An 18,179-nucleotide genomic window follows, 5' to 3' on the forward strand; every position below is an offset into this window, starting at 1 on the left:
TCCGGAACGGCTATCAGCAGCGTAGGCGCTGCATCTCACGCTGCGATTGCTGGCGCGCCGCCGATTTCGGGTATTTGCGGCCAAGCTCAAGCAGCGTCGCGCAGGCCTGTTCCTTTTCATTGATGGCGCCAAGCGTCTGTCCGAGCCGCAGCATGCTGTCGGACGCGCGCGGCGATTGCGGATGATCCGACACCACCTTCAGGAACGGCTCGATCGCATCGTTGTGGCGCTGGCGCTGATAATAGCTCTCGCCAAGCCCATAGAGGGCATCGGCGGTGTGAGGATCGTTCGGGAAACGCGTCAGAAACTGGCTGAACTGCGTCTCGGCGAATTCGTAATCCTTGCGCTGCAGGAAGCCCTGGCCCAGCGCAAGTTCCTCGTCCGAACTGCCGCTGGCCGTCATCGAAGCAGCGCCGGCCGGTGCGGTCGCCATCTGCGGCGGTCCACCAGCGGGCGAACGCTGCGCCATGTCGGGTGCGATCACCATCGGTGCTCCCGGCTCGCGGCCGGCCAGCGGACCCGGCGAACCTGTGACGGGCCCGGCCGTGGGGCCACTGGGCATCGAGCCGAGATTTTGAGGCCCCGGCGCGGGACGCGAGGGGTCGGCAGCACCGCCCTGACCCGCCGGCGGATAAGCGCCCGTCTGCACCGGCGGCGCGCCGGCGTCGCTGCGGCGCTGCGGCGGGGTCTGCTGCTGGGACGCCGGGCGTGATCCGCCGCCTTTGCCCCCTTCCAGATCCTTCAGCCGGAAATCGAGATCGCCGACCTGCCGCTGCATCTGCTCCTGCAACTGGCGTACCTGGTATTGCAGTTCCTCGTTACGGCCGGTCATCTGCCGCACCTGCTCTTCCAGGCGGCTGAGACGCAGCGCCATATCGGACCCACCTTGCGCGAGAGCGCTGTGAGGCAGAAGCGACGCGGCAAGGCCGGACAGGCCTGCAAGAACGACAAAAGCTTTGACGGACTTCATGGGGCGACAGACCTCGAATTCTTCATCCGGCTCGGGCTAGGCACCGATCAGGGCCTATTTACGGCGTCCTGCGGGGCGGTGCCATTCACGAAAGCAAAAAACCCGGCCTGCCATGGCAGACCGGGTCGATGTTCGACTCGCAAGGGATGTGCGTCAGCTCGACGGACCACCCAGAACGGTGACGGCGCGGCGGTTCTGCGACCAGCAGGAAATGTCGTCGCAGACGGCCACCGGGCGCTCCTTGCCGTAGGAAAGCGTGCGGATACGGCCGGCGGAGACGCCGCGCGAGGCCAGATAATCGCGGGTGACCTGAGCGCGGCGGGCGCCGAGCGCAAGGTTGTATTCGCGGGTGCCGCGCTCGTCGGCATGGCCTTCGACCGTGATCGAATAGCGCGGATAGCGGTTCAGCCATTGCGCCTGCTTTTCGAGCGTGGACTGAGCCGTGGAGGTCAGATCCGTGGAATCGCTTTCGAAGAACACGCGATCGCCGACATTCACCACGAAATCGCCCTGGCTGCCGGGCGGGCCGCCATTGCGGCCATAACCGCCGGCGCCATCGGCACCTGCCGCCATATCCTGGTTGGTCTTGGATGCGCACGCCGAAGCCAGCAGCGCCATGGACAGCACGGCGGCAATCGAGACGGCGCGGGAAGCACGCTGCATCATGTGAAAAACTCCTGATGTCCTCGAACGGACCTGAATGTCATACACGCCGTTTGGTTAAGCGAAGGTTCCGTTAAGCGCATTTGTTCAACGGCTCTTCACCTTGTCACGGTGCGTCTGACCGTCGAGGTGCGGGGCAATAATGGCGGCAAGGCGGCGCTTTCTCAGGCGCGGGCCGCACGGATGCTTATAGTCCGCGGGCGTTGCATAAGAGGCACGCAAACGGCGTCTTCCCGAGGCCAATTTTGGGAAAAGCGTCCCGGCCTATCGCAAATCAGGCGTCGGTTCGCCGCCGGGCGCGGGCACGATGGGCGCACGTCCGAGATGGCGTGCCAGATCCTGCCAATGAACGATGTCCCAATGTCCGGATGCGAGCCCGGAGGGCGATGGCAGGATGAAGATCTCGGTCGCGCCGATCCGCTGACCCTGAAGGCCGCAGCGCGCTTTCGCGCCCAGGACGCGGCGGCCCGCATTGAGGCTGTCGAAGGCCACCGTTTTCGGGGCGAAATGTTCGATCTTGGCGACCAGTCCCGCCACGTCGTAATCGCCGCGCGCAAGATCGCGGTCGAGGCCGCTGCGCGTCTTCACGAGGTCTGTCAGGCCGATGCCGTATGTCGGCAGCAGAGAATCCTCGTCCGGCCGCAGCAGGCGTGGCGTCAGCCCCACCGCATGAAGCGTTCGCCAGAACTTGTTGCCCGGATTTGCATAATAATGGCCCCGCGCGGCCGACACCGGACCGGGCGCCGTGCCGCACAGGACGAGATCGAGATCGGGCGCCAGAAAATCCGGCAGGATCATCAATGCAGCGAGGGCGACCAGGCCGGGTCGGACGCATAGGCCGGCGTCTTCACCTGCTGCTCGTTGTAACCGGTGATGTCGATGGAGAAGAGCTTCGGCCCGCCGCCCTGGTCGCGGAAGAACATCAGCACGCGTCCATTGGGCGCCCAGGTCGGGCCTTCGTTGTGATAGCTCTCGGTCAGGATGCGCTCGCCCGAACCGTCGGGCTTCATCACGCCGATGGAGAACTTGCCGCCGCCCTGCCGTGTGAAGGCGATGAGATCGCCACGCGGCGACCAGACCGGCGTCGAATAATTGCCCTGTCCGAAGCTGATGCGCTGGGCCGGTCCACCGCCCGCGCTCATCACGTAAAGCTGCGGCTTGCCGCCACGGTCGCTCTCAAACACGATCTGGCTGCCGTCCGGCGAATAGCTCGGGGAGGTGTCGATCGCGGCGCTGTCGGTCAGGCGCATCGTCTGCTTGGTGCGCAGATCCATGACGAAAAGATTGGCATTGCCCTCGGCCTGGAGGCTGAGCGCCACTTTCTGCCCATCCGGAGAGAACCGCGGCGCGAACGTCATGCCGGGGAAATTGCCCACCAGCTCGCGCTGCCCCGTCTCGAGATTCAGCAGGTAGACGCGCGGGTTGCCGCCCGCGAACGACATATAGGTGACTTCCTGCGACGACGGATTGAAGCGGGGCGTCAGCACCAGATCGTCGCCCCGCGTCAGGGGCCGCAGGTTCGCGCCGTCCTGATCCATGATGGCAAGGCGCTTCACGCGCTTGTCCTTCGGGCCGGTCTCTTCGACAAAGACGATGCGGGTGTCGAAATAGCCCTTCTCGCCCGTCAGCCGCTCATAGATGGTGTCGGCGATGATGTGGGCGATGCGCCGCCAGTTCTGCGGCGTGGTGAAATATTGCTGGCCCAGCATCTGGCTGCCGCCGAACACGTCCCACAACCGGAATTCGGCCTTGAGCTGGCCATTGCCCTGCCGCGTCAGACGGCCGGTCACGAGCGCCTGCGCATTCAGGATACGCCAATCGCCGAAGCGCGGTGGCGCATCGATATTGGTGATACGCTCGATGAAGGCCGCATGATCGATGGGCTTGAACAGACCCGAGCGCTTGAGGTCGGCCTCCACCACGCCCGACACCTGCCGCGCAATGTCCGCCTCCGCGCCGGTGCCGCCGACGAAATCGGTGATGGCGATCGGCATGGGCTGAACCGCGCCCTGCGTGATGTCGACCTGCACCTGCGCATGTGCCGGCAGCGCAACGACGCCCAGCGCCAGAACGCCGGCGCAGGCAGCCGCGAGACCTTTCAGAAGGGATGTGAAGTTCGGCATCGTCAGACCTGTCTGGCTGAAAGGCATCGGGAGGATTAACCGCCCATCATGTCGCGCGGATCAAAGTTGATCTGCACGTTGCTCCAATGGTCGTAATATTTGGCCGGCAGATTGAGCGGTGAGCAGCGCCGCACTGCGCGCGTCGCCGCATCGGCCGCCGCCTGGAAGGCCGGGTTGCCACTGCTGTTCACGACCTGCGGGCCGCCGGACAGCGAGCCGTCCTGGTTCAGGTTGAACTGCACGACGACCGCAAGATCCGAGGCTCCGGTAGCGCCGATCGGCGGCGCCCAGCAGGCGCGCACCTGGTCGATGACCATCTGGTTGATCATGCTCTTCTCGGACAGCGACAATTGCTGCGCCTGCCCACGCGGAATGCCCGCCGTGGTGTCGTCGGCCAATTGCTGTCCGGTCGGCGCAATCCGGCCCGGGTCGCGCTTGTCCGCGAGCGCGGCGATCTTCGTTGGGTCGAATTTCGGGCGCGGCTTCTCGTCCGGCGTGTTCTGGGCCGTTTTCTTCGGGGGCTCCGGCTTCTTTTCGATCTCTTTCTTCACGAGATCGTCGAGGCTGGCCCGCTCCTTGGCGTCGACCTTCTTCTCCGGCTTCGGCGGCTCGACCTTCTTGGGTTCGGGCTTCGGCTCGGGCTTGGGCGCGGGTTTCGGCACCTCGGCCTTCTTCGGCTCCGGCTTTGGCGCTTCGGCCTTCGGCTCAGGCTTCGGAGGTTCCGGTTTCGGCGGTTCGGGCTTGGGTTCCGGCGTGGGCGGAGGCGGCGGCGGTGGAGGAGGCTCCTGCGGCGCGGGCTTCGGCGGCTGGGGCGGCGCTTTCTCCGGTGGAGGCGGTGGCGCCTCCACATTCTCCTTGGCCTCCGGCGCGGGCGGCTTCGGCTCCGGCTCGGCGGCCGCGATCTTCTTCACCTGCACCTTCGGCTTGTCGACCTTCTTGGAGGTCTTCTCGCCCTTGGTCAGCTGGTCGTATTCGGATGGCGTGATGAGCTCGATCGGCAGCGCCTCGGTTGGGTTCGGCTCGAACGGCTTCGCGCTGGAAAAGCCGACCAGCATCCAGCCGAGCACGGCACTGTGCGCAACCGATGAGACGACAAGTCCGGCACGCTTCACGCGATCAGCTCCCCTGCTCGACTTCGGTGACGAGCGCGACACGGCGGAAGCCGGCGGCGGAGAGCGTCCCCATCACCTGCATGACCTGGCCGTAATTCACGTTGCGATCGCCCCGTACATAGATGCGCTCTTCATAGCCCTGGTTCGTGATCGCATTGAGGCGGGGCACCAATTCCCCGACCGCCACCTTGGTCTCCTGCAGGAAGATCTCGCCCTGCGTGTTGACGGAGATGGTCAGGGGCTCCTTCTCCTCGTTCAGCGCACCGGCCTGCGATTGCGGCAGGTCGATCGGCACGCCGACCGTCAGCATGGGCGCCGCCACCATGAAGATGATGAGCAGCACCAGCATCACGTCGACCATCGGCGTGACGTTGATCTCGCTGTTCAGCGCCGCGCCGCGATGGCTGCGCCGTCCGCGCCGGCGCGAGCCCCCGCCGCCGGCCTTGGGGCCCGACGCGCCCATCAGCCGGCCCGCTCGTCGATCTGACGGGACAGGATGGCCGAGAATTCGTCGGCAAAGCCCTCCATCCGGCTCGCCTGACGCGCGGCCTGTGCGGAGAACTTGTTGTAGAAAATGGTGGCGGGGATAGCGGCCACGAGGCCGATGGCGGTGGCGAGCAGCGCTTCCGCGATACCGGGCGCGACGACCGCGAGAGAGGTGTTCTTCGAGGCGGCGATCGACTGGAAGCTCGTCATAATGCCCCACACCGTGCCGAACAGGCCGACGAAGGGCGCCGCCGAGCCGACGGTCGCCAGAATGAGAAGCTTGCTCTCGAGCCGTTCGACCTCACGCTGGATGGTGACGTCCATCACCTTGTCGATGCGCATCTGCAGGCTCGCCACGGCCTTGCCGCCGCCCTCGAAACTGCGCTTCCACTCCCGCATCGCAGCCACGAACAACGCCGGCATCGACGTCACCGGGCGCGGAGACAGGGTGCGATAAAGCTCCTCCAGGCTTTGGCCCGACCAGAACACCTTCTCGAACCGGTCCATCTGCCTCTTGTTGCGGGCGAACAGCACCGTCTTGTCGACCACGATGGCCCAGCACCACACCGAGGCGGCCAGCAGGCCAAGCATGATGAGCTTGACGACGAAGCCGGCCTGCATGAACAGGCCCCACAGCGACATGTCATGCGCCGCAGCGATGCCCTGTTGGGCGATGGCAGGATCCATTTTAGCGACCACACCTTCCGGCGGAAACGGCGTCTGCGCGCCTCCGCGTCATTGCAAAACAGTCCGACACAGATTGGCCCGTGGATGCGAGCCGAAACCGTTTGGGTGAGAAATCCGGCACCGCAACCGCCGGCATTGGCTCACTGGCGCGGCAATGCGGCTGAACTGCGGCATCCGGTGTCAAACCCTCGCGTCATTCATGGCCCGTTAAGCTTAAGGTTGGGTTAAGCGCGCCAGATCCATGACGCAACGCAAAAAGCCGCCCGAAGGCGGCTTTCCGTTTTCGCGCTGTGTACGGAAGCGTCAGACCTGCTCGACCACGTCGCCCGGGTTCGGGCCGCGGGTTTTCCGCTCCGACATGAACTGGTCGAATTCGGCCTTGTCCTTGGCCGCGCGAAGCTTGGCCAGGAAATCCTGGAATTCGCGCTCTTCTTCTTCGAGACGCTTCAGCGTCTCGTTGCGGTATTCGTCGAACGCGCTGTTGCCGCTCGAACGATGGAAGGAAGCGCCACGGAAACTAGTGCCGCAGCGGCCGCGCCAGGAACCCATTCGCCCGCCGAAGCCGGCCCAGCCGGCGCGTTCAGTGTTGCAGGTCATACGTCCACTCCAGAACAGATAGGCCAGGGTGAGGACACCCAGGGGCCAGAACACGATGAAGCCGAGGATCACCGCGGCGATCCAAGCCGGTTTTCCCAGTTCGTCCAGTTTCGCCGCGAAGGGCATCGTCTTCCTCACCTTGTTAATGTGAAACACATTTACATAGTGGGAAGTGGCGAGCCCGCCGTCAAGAAGCTGATTCAAGGTTTTCTGATGCCGAGCCCTTCGAGGTAGACGAGCACGCCTGCCTCCAGCAATTCGTCGGGCGCCATCGGCAGCTTTCTCCGCCCTTCCCCCGGACGCGAGAACAGGGAGGCAATGCCGTGCGAAAACGACCAGATGTGCAGCGCCACCATCAGCGCCGGCGGACGACGCCCTGCCGGCGCGGTCTCCACCAGGCCCTCCGCCGCCTCGCGCAGCACGGCAAAAGCCCGATCACCCGCCTGCCGAAATTCCGGCGTCGTATCGGAGGCGAGGCCCGCCTCGAACATGGCGGAGTAGAAGGCTGGCTCGTCGCGGGCGAACCGCAGATAGGCCTGCCCGACCCGCTCCAGCGCCGTGAACGCATCCGGACGGCCCTTGTCCCAGGCTCGCGTCAGCGCCGCCTCGAAATTCTCGAAGCCCCGCACCGCCACGTCCGACAGCAGGGCGTCACGGTCGCGATAATGGCGGTAGGGGGCAGCCGGACTGACACCGGCAGCCCGCGCCGCCTCGACGAAGGTGAAGCCGGACGGGCCTTTCTCGGCGATCAGCCGCAGCGCTGCCTGGACCAGCGCCTCCTTCAGATTGCCGTGATGATAACCGCGCCCAGCCATTCCGCCGCATGCCCTCAGATGTGAACGCCACTTACATGATTTCGCCGGACGAGGCCAAGCCGGGCCACGAATCCTCGGCTTGCATGTTGCCCCGGATGCAGGAATAGCATTTCCATGCGCGCTCTCCGATCCGCCCTCGCCTGCCTGCTCCTCGCCAGTTTTCCGGCTCATGCCCTCGAAGGCGGCGCCGCCCCGCGAAGCGCGGGCGCAGGAGCCGCCGTCGCCATTCAGGCCGTGCAGCCACAGCCTGATGGCAAGGTGCGAATGTCGGAATGTTCGGGCGTGCTGATCGCCCGCGATCTCGTTCTCACCGCCGCCCATTGCCTCGACGACGCGGAACGGCCGGAACATGTCGCCGTGTTCCTGTTCGCTGGCGGCAAGGCCGCAGCGCCTTATCTACCCGTATCCGCCATTGCGCGGCATCCGGCCCATGTGCGCGGCCGGGCCAGAAAGGCTGGCGACATCGAAACCCGTCAGGCCGAGATCGCGGCCGATCTCGCCGTGTTGCGCCTCGCATCCCCCGCTTCCGGTCGTACGCCCCTCGCCGCACAGCCGACCGGCACTCCTTCCGCGCTGCTCGGCGCCGGCATCGCCGGTCCCGGCGGCCGCTCGGGAACACTGAAGGAAATCGCACTGGCAAATGTGCGCCCCACACAGACGGGCCCCCGCCTCGTCTTCGCGACGCCGACGAAGGGGCGCGTCTGCCGTGGCGATTCCGGGGGACCCGCCCTGACCACCTCCGGCGCGCTGTGGGGCGTTTCGGGCGCGATCCTGCGCGGCGATCAGGGCTGCGCGGGCCGCGTCGTCGTGGTTCCGTTCGACCCTGCCCAGCCCGGCACCGCCGCAATGCTGCGGATGGCGCAGCGCCCCTGAGGCCGCTATAGGTCGGAAAAAACATCAGGGGGAAACATCAACATGCCGACCGAATTGCCGGACAACGTTCCCGATTCCGATCCCGACACCTTGTTCCTGCCGCCCTCGCGCCCGCGCTGGATACTGACGCTCGTCGCCTGCCTGCTGATCCTCGCGCTCGATGTGGCTCTCATCATCGCCCAGAACCAGTCCATCATGTGGATCCTGGTGGTGCTCTTCGGCGCCATGGCGGCCTTCGCGGCATCACAGCTCGTCCCCGGAATGGGCGGGCTTTCGCTGGATCGCGAGGGCTTCTCGTTCCGTCTCGCCTTCTTCACACGCCGCCGCCGCTGGGACGAGATCACGCCCATCGCCTCCAGCAATGCCGGGCTGTTCCAGCTCGTTGGCTATCACCTCAAGGACGAGCCCAAGACCAAGCCGCGCGAAGTCCTGCCGGAGACCTATGGCGTCGGCGCACATGAACTCGGCCGCGTTATGAATTGGTGGCGCGAGCGCGCGCTGAGTGGAACGAGCGCCGAGCGGGTGCCAAGCGGCCTGGTCGATGCGGGCGTGGAGGACGCCGGCGCCTAGTCGGCCGTCAGCCGCGCTTTCACCTCGCCCGGCAGGCGCACCGGCCGACCGGCCGGGCCAAGCACGGCGCAGGATACCTCCGCCGCTGCCAGAACGTCCGCACCGCGCACCACGCTCTGATCGAGCGTCAGCGAAGCACCGCCGATGGCTGACACCGCCGTGCGCACCTCGATCATGTCGTCGAGCCGCGCCGGAGAACGGAAATCGATAGTCATGCGGCGCACCACGAAGGTGATGCCGCTCTCCGCCTGCAGCTCGCTCTGCCCGACCCCGGCCGCCCGCAGCAGTTCCGTGCGTCCGCGCTCCATGAAGCGCAGATAGCTGGCGTGGTAGACGATGCCGCCGGCATCGGTGTCTTCCCAATAGATGCGGATGGGCAGGATGTGCGGCGCGCTCATTCCTCGCCTCCGTCGAACAGCGGCATCTGGTTGCCCGAATTCGGCACCGCGAGCCCGAGATGGCGGAAAGCATGCGCCGTCAGCACACGGCCACGCGGCGTGCGCTGCAGGAAGCCCTGCTGGATCAGATAGGGCTCGATGATCTCTTCGATCGCATCGCGCGGCTCCGACAGCGCTGCCGCCACGGTGTCGACGCCCACAGGCCCGCCGCCATAATGCAGCGCGATGGTGGAGAGATAGCGACGGTCGAGCGCATCGAGCCCGGCATCGTCGACCTCGAGCTGGCCCAACGCCCGGTCGGCGATCTCGCGCGTCACCGCGTCGGAGCCGGCCACATGGGCGAAATCACGCACGCGGCGCAGCAAACGGCCGGCAATGCGTGGCGTGCCCCGCGCGCGGCGGGCGATTTCGCGCGCACCATCGGGCGTCATGGCGATGCCGAGCACGCGCGCGCCCCGCGTCACGATGAGGTCGAGCTCTTCCACCGTGTAGAAATTAAGCCGCACCGGGATGCCGAAGCGGTCGCGCAGCGGCGTGGTCAGCAGACCGGCGCGGGTCGTCGCCCCCACCAGCGTGAACTTGGCGAGATCGATCCGCACCGAACGCGCCGCCGGGCCTTCGCCGATGATGAGATCGAGCTGGAAATCCTCCATCGCCGGATAAAGAATTTCCTCCACCGCCGGATTCAGACGGTGAATTTCGTCGATGAAGAGCACGTCGCGCTCTTCGAGATTGGTCAGCAGCGCCGCCAGATCGCCGGCCTTGGCGATGACCGGTCCGGACGTGGCGCGGAAGCCCACGCCGAGTTCCCGCGACATGATTTGCGCAAGCGTGGTCTTGCCGAGACCGGGCGGCCCGGCAAACAGAACATGATCAAGGGCTTCGCCGCGCGCCTTCGCCGCCTCGATGAAGATGGAAAGGTTCGCCCGCGCCTGCTTCTGCCCGATGAACTCCGACAGCCGCTGGGGCCGCAGGGAGGAATCGCCCTCGTCCTCGGGAATACGTTCGGGGGTGACGAGCGGACGGGTCACTTCGCCAATTCCTTCAGCCCGAGCCGGATGAGCGTCGCGGTCTCGGCACCCTCACCGGCACTCTTCATCGCGGCAGCCACGGCGCCGGATGCCTGCACCTGCGGATAACCGAGATTGACGAGCGCCGACACCGCATCCGCCACGGGGCCCGGCGCGCGCTTCTCGCCCAGATCGTCCTGCAGGCGGATGAGCCCGACGTCGGCGTCGGAAAAGGCGGGTGCCTTGTCCTTCAGCTCGGCCACGATGCGGGCCGCCACCTTGGGCCCCACGCCCGGCGCCCGGGCCACCGCCGCGCGGTCCTGAAGCGCGATGGCGTTGGCGAGATCGGGGGCCTTCAGCACGCCGAGGATGGCCAGCGCCACCTTCGCGCCGACGCCCTGCACCGTCTGCAGCAGGCGGAACCAGTCCCGCTCGATTTCGCTCATGAAGCCGAACAGGCGAATCTGGTCCTCGCGCACATAGGTCTCGATAAACAGCACCGCCGCCTCGCCGCGCGCAGGCAACGCCGACAAGGTGCGCACCGAACAATGGACGAGATAGCCCACCCCCCCGACATCCAGGATGAGCCAATCGTCTCCCGTGGAATCGAGTGTGCCGCGCAGCTTGCCGATCATCGCGCCACCTGGGCGAGCCGCGCCGAATGCGCGCGATGATGGGCGTGGGTGATGGCGACCGCGAGTGCGTCGGCCGCGTCGGCCCCCACCGGGCCGGCCTTCGGCAGCAGCACCGCGATCATCGCCGCGATCTGGCGTTTGTCGGCATGGCCCGCACCCACCACGCTTTTCTTGATGAGGTTCGGCGCATATTCCGCGACAGGAAGGCCCGCCTGTGCCGGAGCCAGCATGGCCACGCCACGCGCCTGGCCAAGCTTCAGCGTCGACATCGGATTGCTGTTGACGAAGGTTTCCTCCACCGCCGCCTCGTCGGGCGCATGGCTGCGGATGAGATCGACGAGCCCCTCGTGCAGAGCAGCCAGCCGGCCGGCCAGCGGCAGGGAATCGTCCGGCAGAAGCGTGCCGCAGGCGACATAGCTGAGGCGGTTGCCGGTGCAATCGATCACGCCCCAGCCAGTGCGGCGGAGGCCGGGATCGATGCCGAGAATGCGAATCGGATGTGGGACCATAACGAGAACTAATCTCGCATCGGTCTCTTCACGTCCAGTAAAGGCTGGCTGCAAAATGGCGCGGTCTGAGGACGCGTGCGCTCGATGTTTGTGGCAGCCGTAATTCGATAAAGGGTCCACAAGCCCAGAGCGAGGATCAGGGGCGCAACCGGAATGCGATAAATCTCGAATGGCAGACACATGATGGGAAGAAACCAAAGCAGGCTTCCGGACACGATCAAGCCATGCCGCAGGATCAGCAGAGGCGCGGCCGCCTGCACGAGAATAAGGTCGTACGTGAAGGATTGCGGCGACGCGACGAACGTACCGAGGATCACCAGTAAGCTCTTCTCATCGAGCGAGCGTCGAGAGACGCAGCCCCGCCACACCACCACGCACGCAAACAGGAAAAACGGCAATTGAAGCCAGATCGCTTCACCTCCCAGCCCCATCAGACGACCGGCCGCGAAGGCTGACGGCATCATGGCGAGGAAAAACCCGGTGGCAGAGCTCATGAATGCGGTCTGCATCGGAAGCGTCTGCCGGAAGAAACCCTCCCAGGCGTCCACGCCGAACACCAGAAAAGACAGAAGCGTCAGCATCAGAACGGTGAGCGTGCCGGAAACCATCGTGGTCCAACGTCGCTCGGCAATCACCAGAATGGGTATCATCAAAGCCAGCTGCGGCTTGATAACCAGGAGGCCGAACAGCACCCCGCTGAGAATGGGCCGGCGTTCCCGGCACAGAAGGCCTCCGAGCAGAAGCGCCGCCGTGAACGCGCCGTTCTGGCCGACGAACACATTGACCGCCATGGCCGGGCACAGCAGCGTCAGCCAGAAAGCACGGCGGTCCGGAAAGAGTGCGCTTAAGGGCGCGATCAGAACTCCGAAACCCGCCATGATCCAAACGGCAAAGGCCGTAAAATAGCCCATCCATCCTAGGGGATAGACGAAGAGAAGCATGGTGGGCGGATAGGACCAGAAGCGAAACCCGATGTCCGGATGGTAAAGCTGGCGCTCCGCAGCGAGAAACCGGGCGGGATCGAAAATTTCCGCCGTCCGGTCGGCATTCGCAAGGACCCCGGCCGTCCAGTAATTGATGAAATCGCGGCCGAACGGCTCGCTTATATAATCGAGCCTCCCGGTACCGGTGGCCCAATAAACGAAGACAATTGCCCAGCAGAGTGCGTTGAAGGCCGCGAACGGCATGACAGGGAGCGGCATGGCGGGAGTTCTTCAGGAAGATCCCGCATAAATTGCATACCGACCCCTAGCATACTCTTAAGGGCAGTGTTTACGCGGCGGTCAGCTTCGCCATCACCTCGTCGGAGACCTCGAAGTTCGAATAGACGTTCTGCACGTCGTCGTCGTCTTCCAGCGCATCGACCAGCTTCAGCATGCTCTGCGCCTTGTCCTCGTCGAGCGCCGAGGTGGTGGTGGGGCGCCACACGGCCTTCACGCTGCTGGCTTCGCCAAGCGATGTTTCCAGCGCCTTCGAAACCTCGTTCAGATCCTCGAAACCGCACGTGATGACGTGGTTCTCCTCGTCCGACTGCACGTCCTCGGCGCCGGCTTCGATGGCGGCTTCCAGGACCGCGTCGGCGCTGCCCACCTTCGCCGGATAGACGATCTCGCCCACGCGGTTGAACATGAAGCCCACCGAGCCCGTTTCGCCCATCGCTCCACCGGATTTGGTGAAATAGGAACGCACGGCGGAAGCGGTGCGGTTGCGGTTGTCGGTCAGGGCCTCGACCACGACCGCGACGCCGCCCGGGCCATAGCCCTCGTAGCGCACTTCCTCGTAATTCTCGGCATCGCCGCCCGATGCCTTCTTGATGGCGCGGTCGATGTTGTCCTTGGGCATGGACTGCGCCTTGGCGGCCTGTACCGCGAGGCGAAGGCGCGGGTTCATCGCGGGGTCGGGCATGCCCATCTTGGCGGCCACGGTGATCTCGCGCGCCAGCTTGGAAAACAGCTTGGAGCGCTGCGCGTCCTGCCGTCCCTTGCGGTGCATGATGTTCTTGAACTGTGAATGTCCGGCCATCGAGGCGTCCCTGTGCGCAAGCTTTTCGCGCGGTTTATAGAATAGAGGTCCGCACCACGCCAAGCCTTGCGCAGGCCTGTCTCACCAGAAGCGCGGCTCCACCGGCTCGAGCCGCGGCCCGATGCGCACCGGCGAGATCTTCACGGCGAGCCCCGTGCGGTCGTCGGTCTCCACTGCAAGCCCGCACACTGTCGCCTCTCCGTCCGCCGGCTCGAATCGGCTCTGCGAGATCTTGCGCTGGAAGCGCCGCACCGGCTCCTCCTTGTCCATGCCAAGCACGGAATCGTAATCGCCGCACATCCCGGCATCCGACATGTAGGCCGTGCCGCCCGACAGTATCTGGTGATCGGCCGTCGGCACATGGGTGTGCGTTCCCACCACCACGCTGGCGCGGCCGTCGACGAAATGGCCGAACGCCTCTTTCTCGCTGGTCGCCTCCGCGTGGAAATCGATGAGGATGGCGTCGCACACCTGCCCAAGCGGAGCGGCGGACAATTCCGCATCGGCGCGGGCGAACGGGTCGTCCAGCGCATCCATGTAGATGCGGCCCATCACATTCATCACCAGCACGCGGCGGCCGTCATGGATGTCGATCAGCGCCGCGCCGCGTCCGGGCGTGCCGGCCGGGAAGTTCGCCGGGCGGATGAGGCGGTCGGCGCGCTCGATGAAGACAAGGGTCTCGCGCTGGTCGAAGGCGTGGTTGCCGAGCGTCACCGCATCCGCGCCGGCCTCGATCAGCTCGTCATAGATCGATTCATTGATGCCGAAGCCTCCCGCCGAATTCTCGCCGTTGACGACGATGAGGTCGAGTTTCCAGCGACTGCGCAGGCGCGGAATGGCGGCGATGGCGGCATTGCGGCCTGAACGGCCGACGAGATCGCCGAGAAAGAGGATGCGCATGCCTAGAGCCCGTCCACTCCACCCACGCGCGGCGTGATACGGATGATCTCGTTTTCCGTGACCACGGCGTCAAGCGGCACGTCGTGCAACTCACGCGGCACCTCGTCCACCTCCTGCAGCGCGAAGGCATAGCCGATGGTCAGCGGGCGTTCCTCGCGCGCCAGGGCGCCGAGCGTGCGGTCGTAATGGCCCTGCCCATAGCCCACGCGAAAGCCGCGCCGGTCAAAGGCCGAGAGCGGCACGATCACCACGTCCGGCACGGCGGCGGGCGCGTCGACATCGGGCTCACGAATATTGCCGAAGCCCTTTTCGAGCGGGTCCTGATCCAGCCAGAGCCTGAAATGCATGGGCACTTCCGGGTCGGCCACCTTTGGGAGCGCGGGCTTCGCCCCGGCAGCGCGCAGGCGTTCGGCCAGCGGCGCGACCTTCAGCTCGCCCTGTACCGGCGAATAGAGCGCCACCACCTTGCCCTCGGCGTGTTCGATCAGATGCATTGCATGGTCGGCGGCACGCTCGGCAGCCGCCAGCGCATCTTCCTTCGGCAATGCGCGCCGCGCCGCGATGTTGCGGTTGCGAAGCTCCGCCTTCAGGGCCTTGCTGGATTCGGGATCGAGGGTCAGAGGAAAGCACCATCAAATAGAAGCGCGGAGCCACAAAGCCGTCGGATATTCGATCCCGGGAACCTACCATTGTAGGTGGGCGCCATGTGCCCAAGCCCAGGGGCAAGGACAGGGACAGCTCCCGTAGAGATCGATAAGGCCCGGGAATACATTGTTCCTAACGCACCCCGCAGCACCGCGCCGCTAATCTAGGGCGTCTGCGGCTCCAGCGCCAGCCTTCGGTGACAGGCCCATCTTGGTGTTGAGCTCGGCCGCCACGCTTTCCAGGCGAGCGGCGATGCCTTCGATGCGAGCGGCCGCACGCACTTCGTCGTTCTTCATGGCGGCGAGCGCGTCGGAATCGGCCCCGCGCAGGCCGGCAACATCCGCCTTCAACGCCTCGATGCGCTGGCGCGCTTCCGAAAGCTCGTCGGCCAGAACCACGCTCGCCATCACGGTGAGGCGCATGTCACCGATCTCGCCGAAGCTTGCGCGCATCTGTTCGATCTTGGCGTCCACCTCCGCGCTCAGCGCGTGGAGGTGCTCCTCCTGCCCGTCATCGCACGCCATGCGATATTTGCGGCCGGCGATCGTCACATGCACTTCGGCCATGGCTCAGACCTTTCCGTCCGACAGCACGCCGCGGATCGTCTCGATCGCCGTGTCGAGGCGCCGCGCCACATCGCGATTGCTCGTCTCCAGCCGGTCGGCGCGGGCGTGGATCTCGTCCATCTCCTGGGCCAGACGGGCACGATCCTCGGCGAGGAGAGCCACTTCCTGATCCTTGTCGCGGGCCAGCTCGCGCACGTCTGCGACCAAAGCGGATGCCGCCTCGATCGCCCCCGTCGCCAGTTCGAGCCGCCGCAGCGCAGCGCCGAGCGCCCCATCTTCCATACGCACGCACTCCACTGGCACCGTCGCTTGCCGGGAAAAGGTGTCGCACCTCTTCCCGCAATCAGCGATTTTGCGGACGCCTTTCACAGGCGTCAATCGCCTGCAACACTTGCCCACGATCGTAGGGCCCGGCAAAGCGCACCGGCACTCCTTTCAGGGGCAACCCGAATTGACTACGCCCTTGGGAGTGCTAAGTGTCCCCCTTGCCGGAACAGAGGGCGCTGGCGTCTGCCCGATCGGGGTCCGTGGACGTCTCGGTTGCGCCGGAGCCCGATTTTCTTGAGCCGCAGAACGGGACGGGACATGATTTCTCGCGAAAAGCACGACCAGATGGCCAATGCGCTCCGCGTGCTGGCAATGGACGCGGTCGAGGCCGCAAAATCCGGCCATCCCGGCCTGCCGATGGGCGCGGCCGACATCGCCACGGTGCTGTTCACCCACTTTCTGAAATTCGATCCCACCGATCCGCACTGGCCCGACCGCGACCGCTTCATCCTGTCGGCCGGCCACGGCTCCATGCTGATCTATGGCCTGCTCTATCTCGTGGGCTACGATTCGATCGGCATCGAGGACATCAAGAAGTTCCGCCAGCTCGAATCGCGCACGCCGGGCCACCCCGAAAACTTCATGACGCTTGGCGTCGAGACCACGACCGGCCCTCTGGGCCAGGGCCTCGGCAACGCGGTGGGCTTTGCTCTGGCGGAACGTCATCTGGCCGCGCAGTTCGGCTCGGAGATCGTCGATCATTACACCTATGTGCTGGCCTCTGACGGCGACCTCATGGAGGGCATCAGCCATGAGAGCATCGGCATTGCCGGCCATCTGAAGCTCAACAAGCTGATCGTCTTCTGGGATGACAACCGCATCTCGATCGACGGCGCCACCTCGCTGTCGGATTCGTCCGACCAGATCGCCCGCTTCAAGGCGGCCAACTGGAACACGCTGCAGGTGGACGGCCACGATCCCGACGCCATCGCCTCCGCCATCGAGCAGGCCAAGCAGAGCGACAAGCCCACCATGATCGCCTGCCGCACCAAGATCGGCTTCGGCGCTCCCGGCAAGGAGGGCACCTCCGCCGTCCATGGGTCGCCGCTCGGCCCCGACACGGTGGCCGCGACGCGCAAGGCGCTCGGCATCGACCTTCCGGCCTTCGAACTTCCGAGCGAGACCGTGGATGCCTGGCGCTGCGCCGGCCTGAAATCCCGCACCGCCCACGGCGAATGGGACAAGAGGTTCAAGGCGCTTGAGACCGGCAAGCGCGCCGAATTCGAACGCCGCATCAAGGGCGAGCTGCCGGCCGAACTTGCCGGTGCGTTCTCGAAGCTCAAGGACAAGCTGTTCCACGAGCCGAAGGAGGTTGCCACCCGCAAATCCTCCGAGCTCGTGCTGGACGCGATCGCCGACGCATTGCCGGAACTGATCTCCGGCTCCGCCGATCTGACGCCGTCCAACAACACCAAGGTCAAGGCGTTCGGCGAGATCGCGCCGGGCGATTACGCGGGGCGCTACGTCCACTGGGGCATTCGCGAGCACGGAATGGCTTCGGCCATGAACGGCATGGCTCTGCATGGCGGCGTCATCCCCGCCTCCGGCACATTCCTGGTGTTCTCCGATTATTGCCGCCCCTCGATTCGCATTGCGGCTCTGGCCGGCATTCGCTCCATTTTCGTGTTCACGCACGATTCCATCGGCGTGGGCGAAGACGGCCCCACCCATCAGCCGGTCGAGCATCTGGCGGCGCTGCGCGCCATTCCGAAGCTGCTCGTCTTCCGCCCCTGCGACACGATCGAGACCGCGGAAGCGTGGGAACTAGCGCTGCGCCACGACCGGCGACCGAGCGTGCTGGCCCTGACCCGGCAGAACCTGCCGCAGCTGCGCCTCGATCCGGAAGAACGCAACACCACCGCGCGCGGAGCATACGAGCTGCGTTCCGCAGACGGAGAGGCTTTGGTCTCGATCTTCGCCTCGGGCTCCGAAGTTTCGCTCGCGGTCGAGGCGGCCGAGCAGCTCGCGGGCCAGGGCATTCCCGTGCGCGTTGTTTCCGTACCGTGCATGGAGCTGTTCCACGAGCAATCGGCAGATTATCGTGCTGAGGTGATCGGCACGGCCCCTGTGAAGATCGGCGTCGAGGCCGCACTCCGCCTGGGCTGGGATTCCATCATCGGCTCCGACGGAGCGTTCGTGGGCATGACGGGCTTCGGCGCAAGTGGTCCGGCGGCCGAGGTCTACGAGCATTTCGGCATCACCGCCGAGGCGGTGGTGGCGGTGGCGCGCAAGCGTCTGGGCCGGTAAAGCGGCCCACTCTATTTTGACAAG

General features: G+C 65.6%; 22 protein-coding genes and 1 other RNA gene. 3 read left to right on the forward strand and 20 right to left on the reverse strand.

All coding sequences use genetic code 11. The features are described from left to right. Positions 1 to 13 precede the first annotated feature (13 nt). From ybgF to ACQ6S1_RS05380, 9 genes are all read right to left on the reverse strand, one after another. Complete coding sequence (gene ybgF, locus ACQ6S1_RS05340; RefSeq protein WP_445040102.1) at positions 14 to 970, reverse strand: tol-pal system protein YbgF; 957 nt, start codon at positions 968 to 970, stop codon at positions 14 to 16. A gap of 153 nt (positions 971 to 1,123) precedes the next feature. Further along, on the reverse strand, positions 1,124 to 1,633 hold the full coding sequence (gene pal / locus ACQ6S1_RS05345) for a peptidoglycan-associated lipoprotein Pal (RefSeq protein WP_445040271.1): 510 nt from the start codon (positions 1,631 to 1,633) through the stop codon (positions 1,124 to 1,126). Between the two features lie 264 nt (positions 1,634 to 1,897). Then, entirely contained in the window at positions 1,898 to 2,431 is a 534-nt protein-coding gene (locus ACQ6S1_RS05350) for a mismatch-specific DNA-glycosylase (RefSeq protein WP_445040103.1), read from the reverse strand. Then, entirely contained in the window at positions 2,431 to 3,756 is a 1,326-nt protein-coding gene (tolB, locus tag ACQ6S1_RS05355; protein WP_445040272.1) for a Tol-Pal system beta propeller repeat protein TolB, read from the reverse strand. Before tolB ends, ACQ6S1_RS05350 begins: the two co-directional genes overlap by 1 nt. Before the next feature lie 35 nt (positions 3,757 to 3,791). Continuing rightward, positions 3,792 to 4,868: a cell envelope integrity protein TolA gene (tolA, locus tag ACQ6S1_RS05360; RefSeq protein ID WP_445040104.1), complete on the reverse strand. Its 1,077-nt coding sequence runs from the start codon at positions 4,866 to 4,868 to the stop codon at positions 3,792 to 3,794. Positions 4,869 to 4,872: 4 nt separating this feature from the next. After that, a complete protein-coding gene (tolR, locus tag ACQ6S1_RS05365) occupies positions 4,873 to 5,331 on the reverse strand; it encodes a protein TolR (RefSeq protein WP_445040105.1) in 459 nt (152 codons plus the stop codon). After that, positions 5,331 to 6,041 carry a protein TolQ gene (tolQ, locus tag ACQ6S1_RS05370; RefSeq protein ID WP_445040106.1) on the reverse strand — a complete coding sequence of 237 codons (711 nt, stop codon included), beginning with the start codon at positions 6,039 to 6,041 and terminating at the stop codon, positions 5,331 to 5,333. The genes tolR and tolQ overlap by 1 nt, the downstream gene beginning before the upstream one ends. A 303-nt stretch (positions 6,042 to 6,344) precedes the next feature. Continuing rightward, positions 6,345 to 6,764, reverse strand: a complete 420-nt coding sequence (locus ACQ6S1_RS05375; RefSeq protein WP_445040107.1) for a DUF2852 domain-containing protein — start codon at positions 6,762 to 6,764, stop codon at positions 6,345 to 6,347. A gap of 74 nt (positions 6,765 to 6,838) precedes the next feature. After that, positions 6,839 to 7,453, reverse strand: coding sequence for a TetR/AcrR family transcriptional regulator (locus tag ACQ6S1_RS05380; RefSeq protein WP_445040108.1), 615 nt, complete (start codon positions 7,451 to 7,453; stop codon positions 6,839 to 6,841). Between the two features lie 114 nt (positions 7,454 to 7,567). Between ACQ6S1_RS05380 and ACQ6S1_RS05385 the strand changes: the two genes are divergently transcribed. Both ACQ6S1_RS05385 and ACQ6S1_RS05390 read left to right on the forward strand, forming a co-directional pair. Beyond that, a complete protein-coding gene (locus tag ACQ6S1_RS05385) occupies positions 7,568 to 8,326 on the forward strand; it encodes a trypsin-like serine protease (RefSeq protein ID WP_445040109.1) in 759 nt (252 codons plus the stop codon). Positions 8,327 to 8,368: 42 nt separating this feature from the next. Beyond that, on the forward strand, positions 8,369 to 8,896 hold the full coding sequence (locus ACQ6S1_RS05390; RefSeq protein ID WP_445040110.1) for a hypothetical protein: 528 nt from the start codon (positions 8,369 to 8,371) through the stop codon (positions 8,894 to 8,896). On the opposite strand, the gene ybgC is transcribed toward ACQ6S1_RS05390, so the two are convergent. The 11 genes from ybgC to ACQ6S1_RS05445 form a co-directional block, all read right to left on the reverse strand. Beyond that, entirely contained in the window at positions 8,893 to 9,294 is a 402-nt protein-coding gene (gene ybgC, locus ACQ6S1_RS05395) for a tol-pal system-associated acyl-CoA thioesterase (protein ID WP_445040111.1), read from the reverse strand. The two genes, ACQ6S1_RS05390 and ybgC, sit on opposite strands and share 4 nt — an antisense overlap. Continuing rightward, complete coding sequence (gene ruvB / locus ACQ6S1_RS05400; RefSeq protein ID WP_445040112.1) at positions 9,291 to 10,325, reverse strand: Holliday junction branch migration DNA helicase RuvB; 1,035 nt, start codon at positions 10,323 to 10,325, stop codon at positions 9,291 to 9,293. Before ruvB ends, ybgC begins: the two co-directional genes overlap by 4 nt. Further along, positions 10,322 to 10,939, reverse strand: coding sequence for a Holliday junction branch migration protein RuvA (gene ruvA, locus ACQ6S1_RS05405; RefSeq protein ID WP_445040113.1), 618 nt, complete (start codon positions 10,937 to 10,939; stop codon positions 10,322 to 10,324). Before ruvA ends, ruvB begins: the two co-directional genes overlap by 4 nt. Then, positions 10,936 to 11,448 carry a crossover junction endodeoxyribonuclease RuvC gene (ruvC, locus tag ACQ6S1_RS05410; protein ID WP_445040114.1) on the reverse strand — a complete coding sequence of 171 codons (513 nt, stop codon included), beginning with the start codon at positions 11,446 to 11,448 and terminating at the stop codon, positions 10,936 to 10,938. The genes ruvA and ruvC overlap by 4 nt, the downstream gene beginning before the upstream one ends. Positions 11,449 to 11,456: 8 nt before the next feature. Further along, on the reverse strand, positions 11,457 to 12,650 hold the full coding sequence (locus ACQ6S1_RS05415; protein WP_445040115.1) for a glycosyltransferase family 87 protein: 1,194 nt from the start codon (positions 12,648 to 12,650) through the stop codon (positions 11,457 to 11,459). A gap of 70 nt (positions 12,651 to 12,720) precedes the next feature. Next, positions 12,721 to 13,470: a YebC/PmpR family DNA-binding transcriptional regulator gene (locus ACQ6S1_RS05420; RefSeq protein ID WP_445040116.1), complete on the reverse strand. Its 750-nt coding sequence runs from the start codon at positions 13,468 to 13,470 to the stop codon at positions 12,721 to 12,723. 81 nt (positions 13,471 to 13,551) lie between these two features. Continuing rightward, positions 13,552 to 14,370: a TIGR00282 family metallophosphoesterase gene (locus ACQ6S1_RS05425; protein ID WP_445040117.1), complete on the reverse strand. Its 819-nt coding sequence runs from the start codon at positions 14,368 to 14,370 to the stop codon at positions 13,552 to 13,554. Positions 14,371 to 14,372: 2 nt separating this feature from the next. Next, the gene (locus tag ACQ6S1_RS05430) at positions 14,373 to 14,990 is read right to left on the reverse strand and encodes a 5-formyltetrahydrofolate cyclo-ligase (protein ID WP_445040273.1); all 618 of its coding nucleotides are present in this window, start codon (positions 14,988 to 14,990) and stop codon (positions 14,373 to 14,375) included. Between the two features lie 23 nt (positions 14,991 to 15,013). After that, a non-coding RNA gene (ssrS, locus tag ACQ6S1_RS05435) (6S RNA) lies at positions 15,014 to 15,169 on the reverse strand. Positions 15,170 to 15,173: 4 nt separating this feature from the next. Beyond that, on the reverse strand, positions 15,174 to 15,581 hold the full coding sequence (locus ACQ6S1_RS05440; protein ID WP_445040118.1) for a cell division protein ZapA: 408 nt from the start codon (positions 15,579 to 15,581) through the stop codon (positions 15,174 to 15,176). Positions 15,582 to 15,584: 3 nt separating this feature from the next. After that, a complete protein-coding gene (locus ACQ6S1_RS05445; RefSeq protein WP_445040274.1) occupies positions 15,585 to 15,863 on the reverse strand; it encodes a DUF4164 family protein in 279 nt (92 codons plus the stop codon). Positions 15,864 to 16,166: 303 nt separating this feature from the next. On the opposite strand from ACQ6S1_RS05445, the gene tkt reads away from it, so the two are divergent. Next, positions 16,167 to 18,155 (forward strand): transketolase, encoded by a 1,989-nt coding sequence (gene tkt / locus ACQ6S1_RS05450; protein WP_445040119.1) that lies wholly within the window; start codon positions 16,167 to 16,169, stop codon positions 18,153 to 18,155. Positions 18,156 to 18,179: the final 24 nt, after the last annotated feature.

The sequence above is a fragment of the Terrihabitans aquatilis genome, assembly GCF_052542005.1.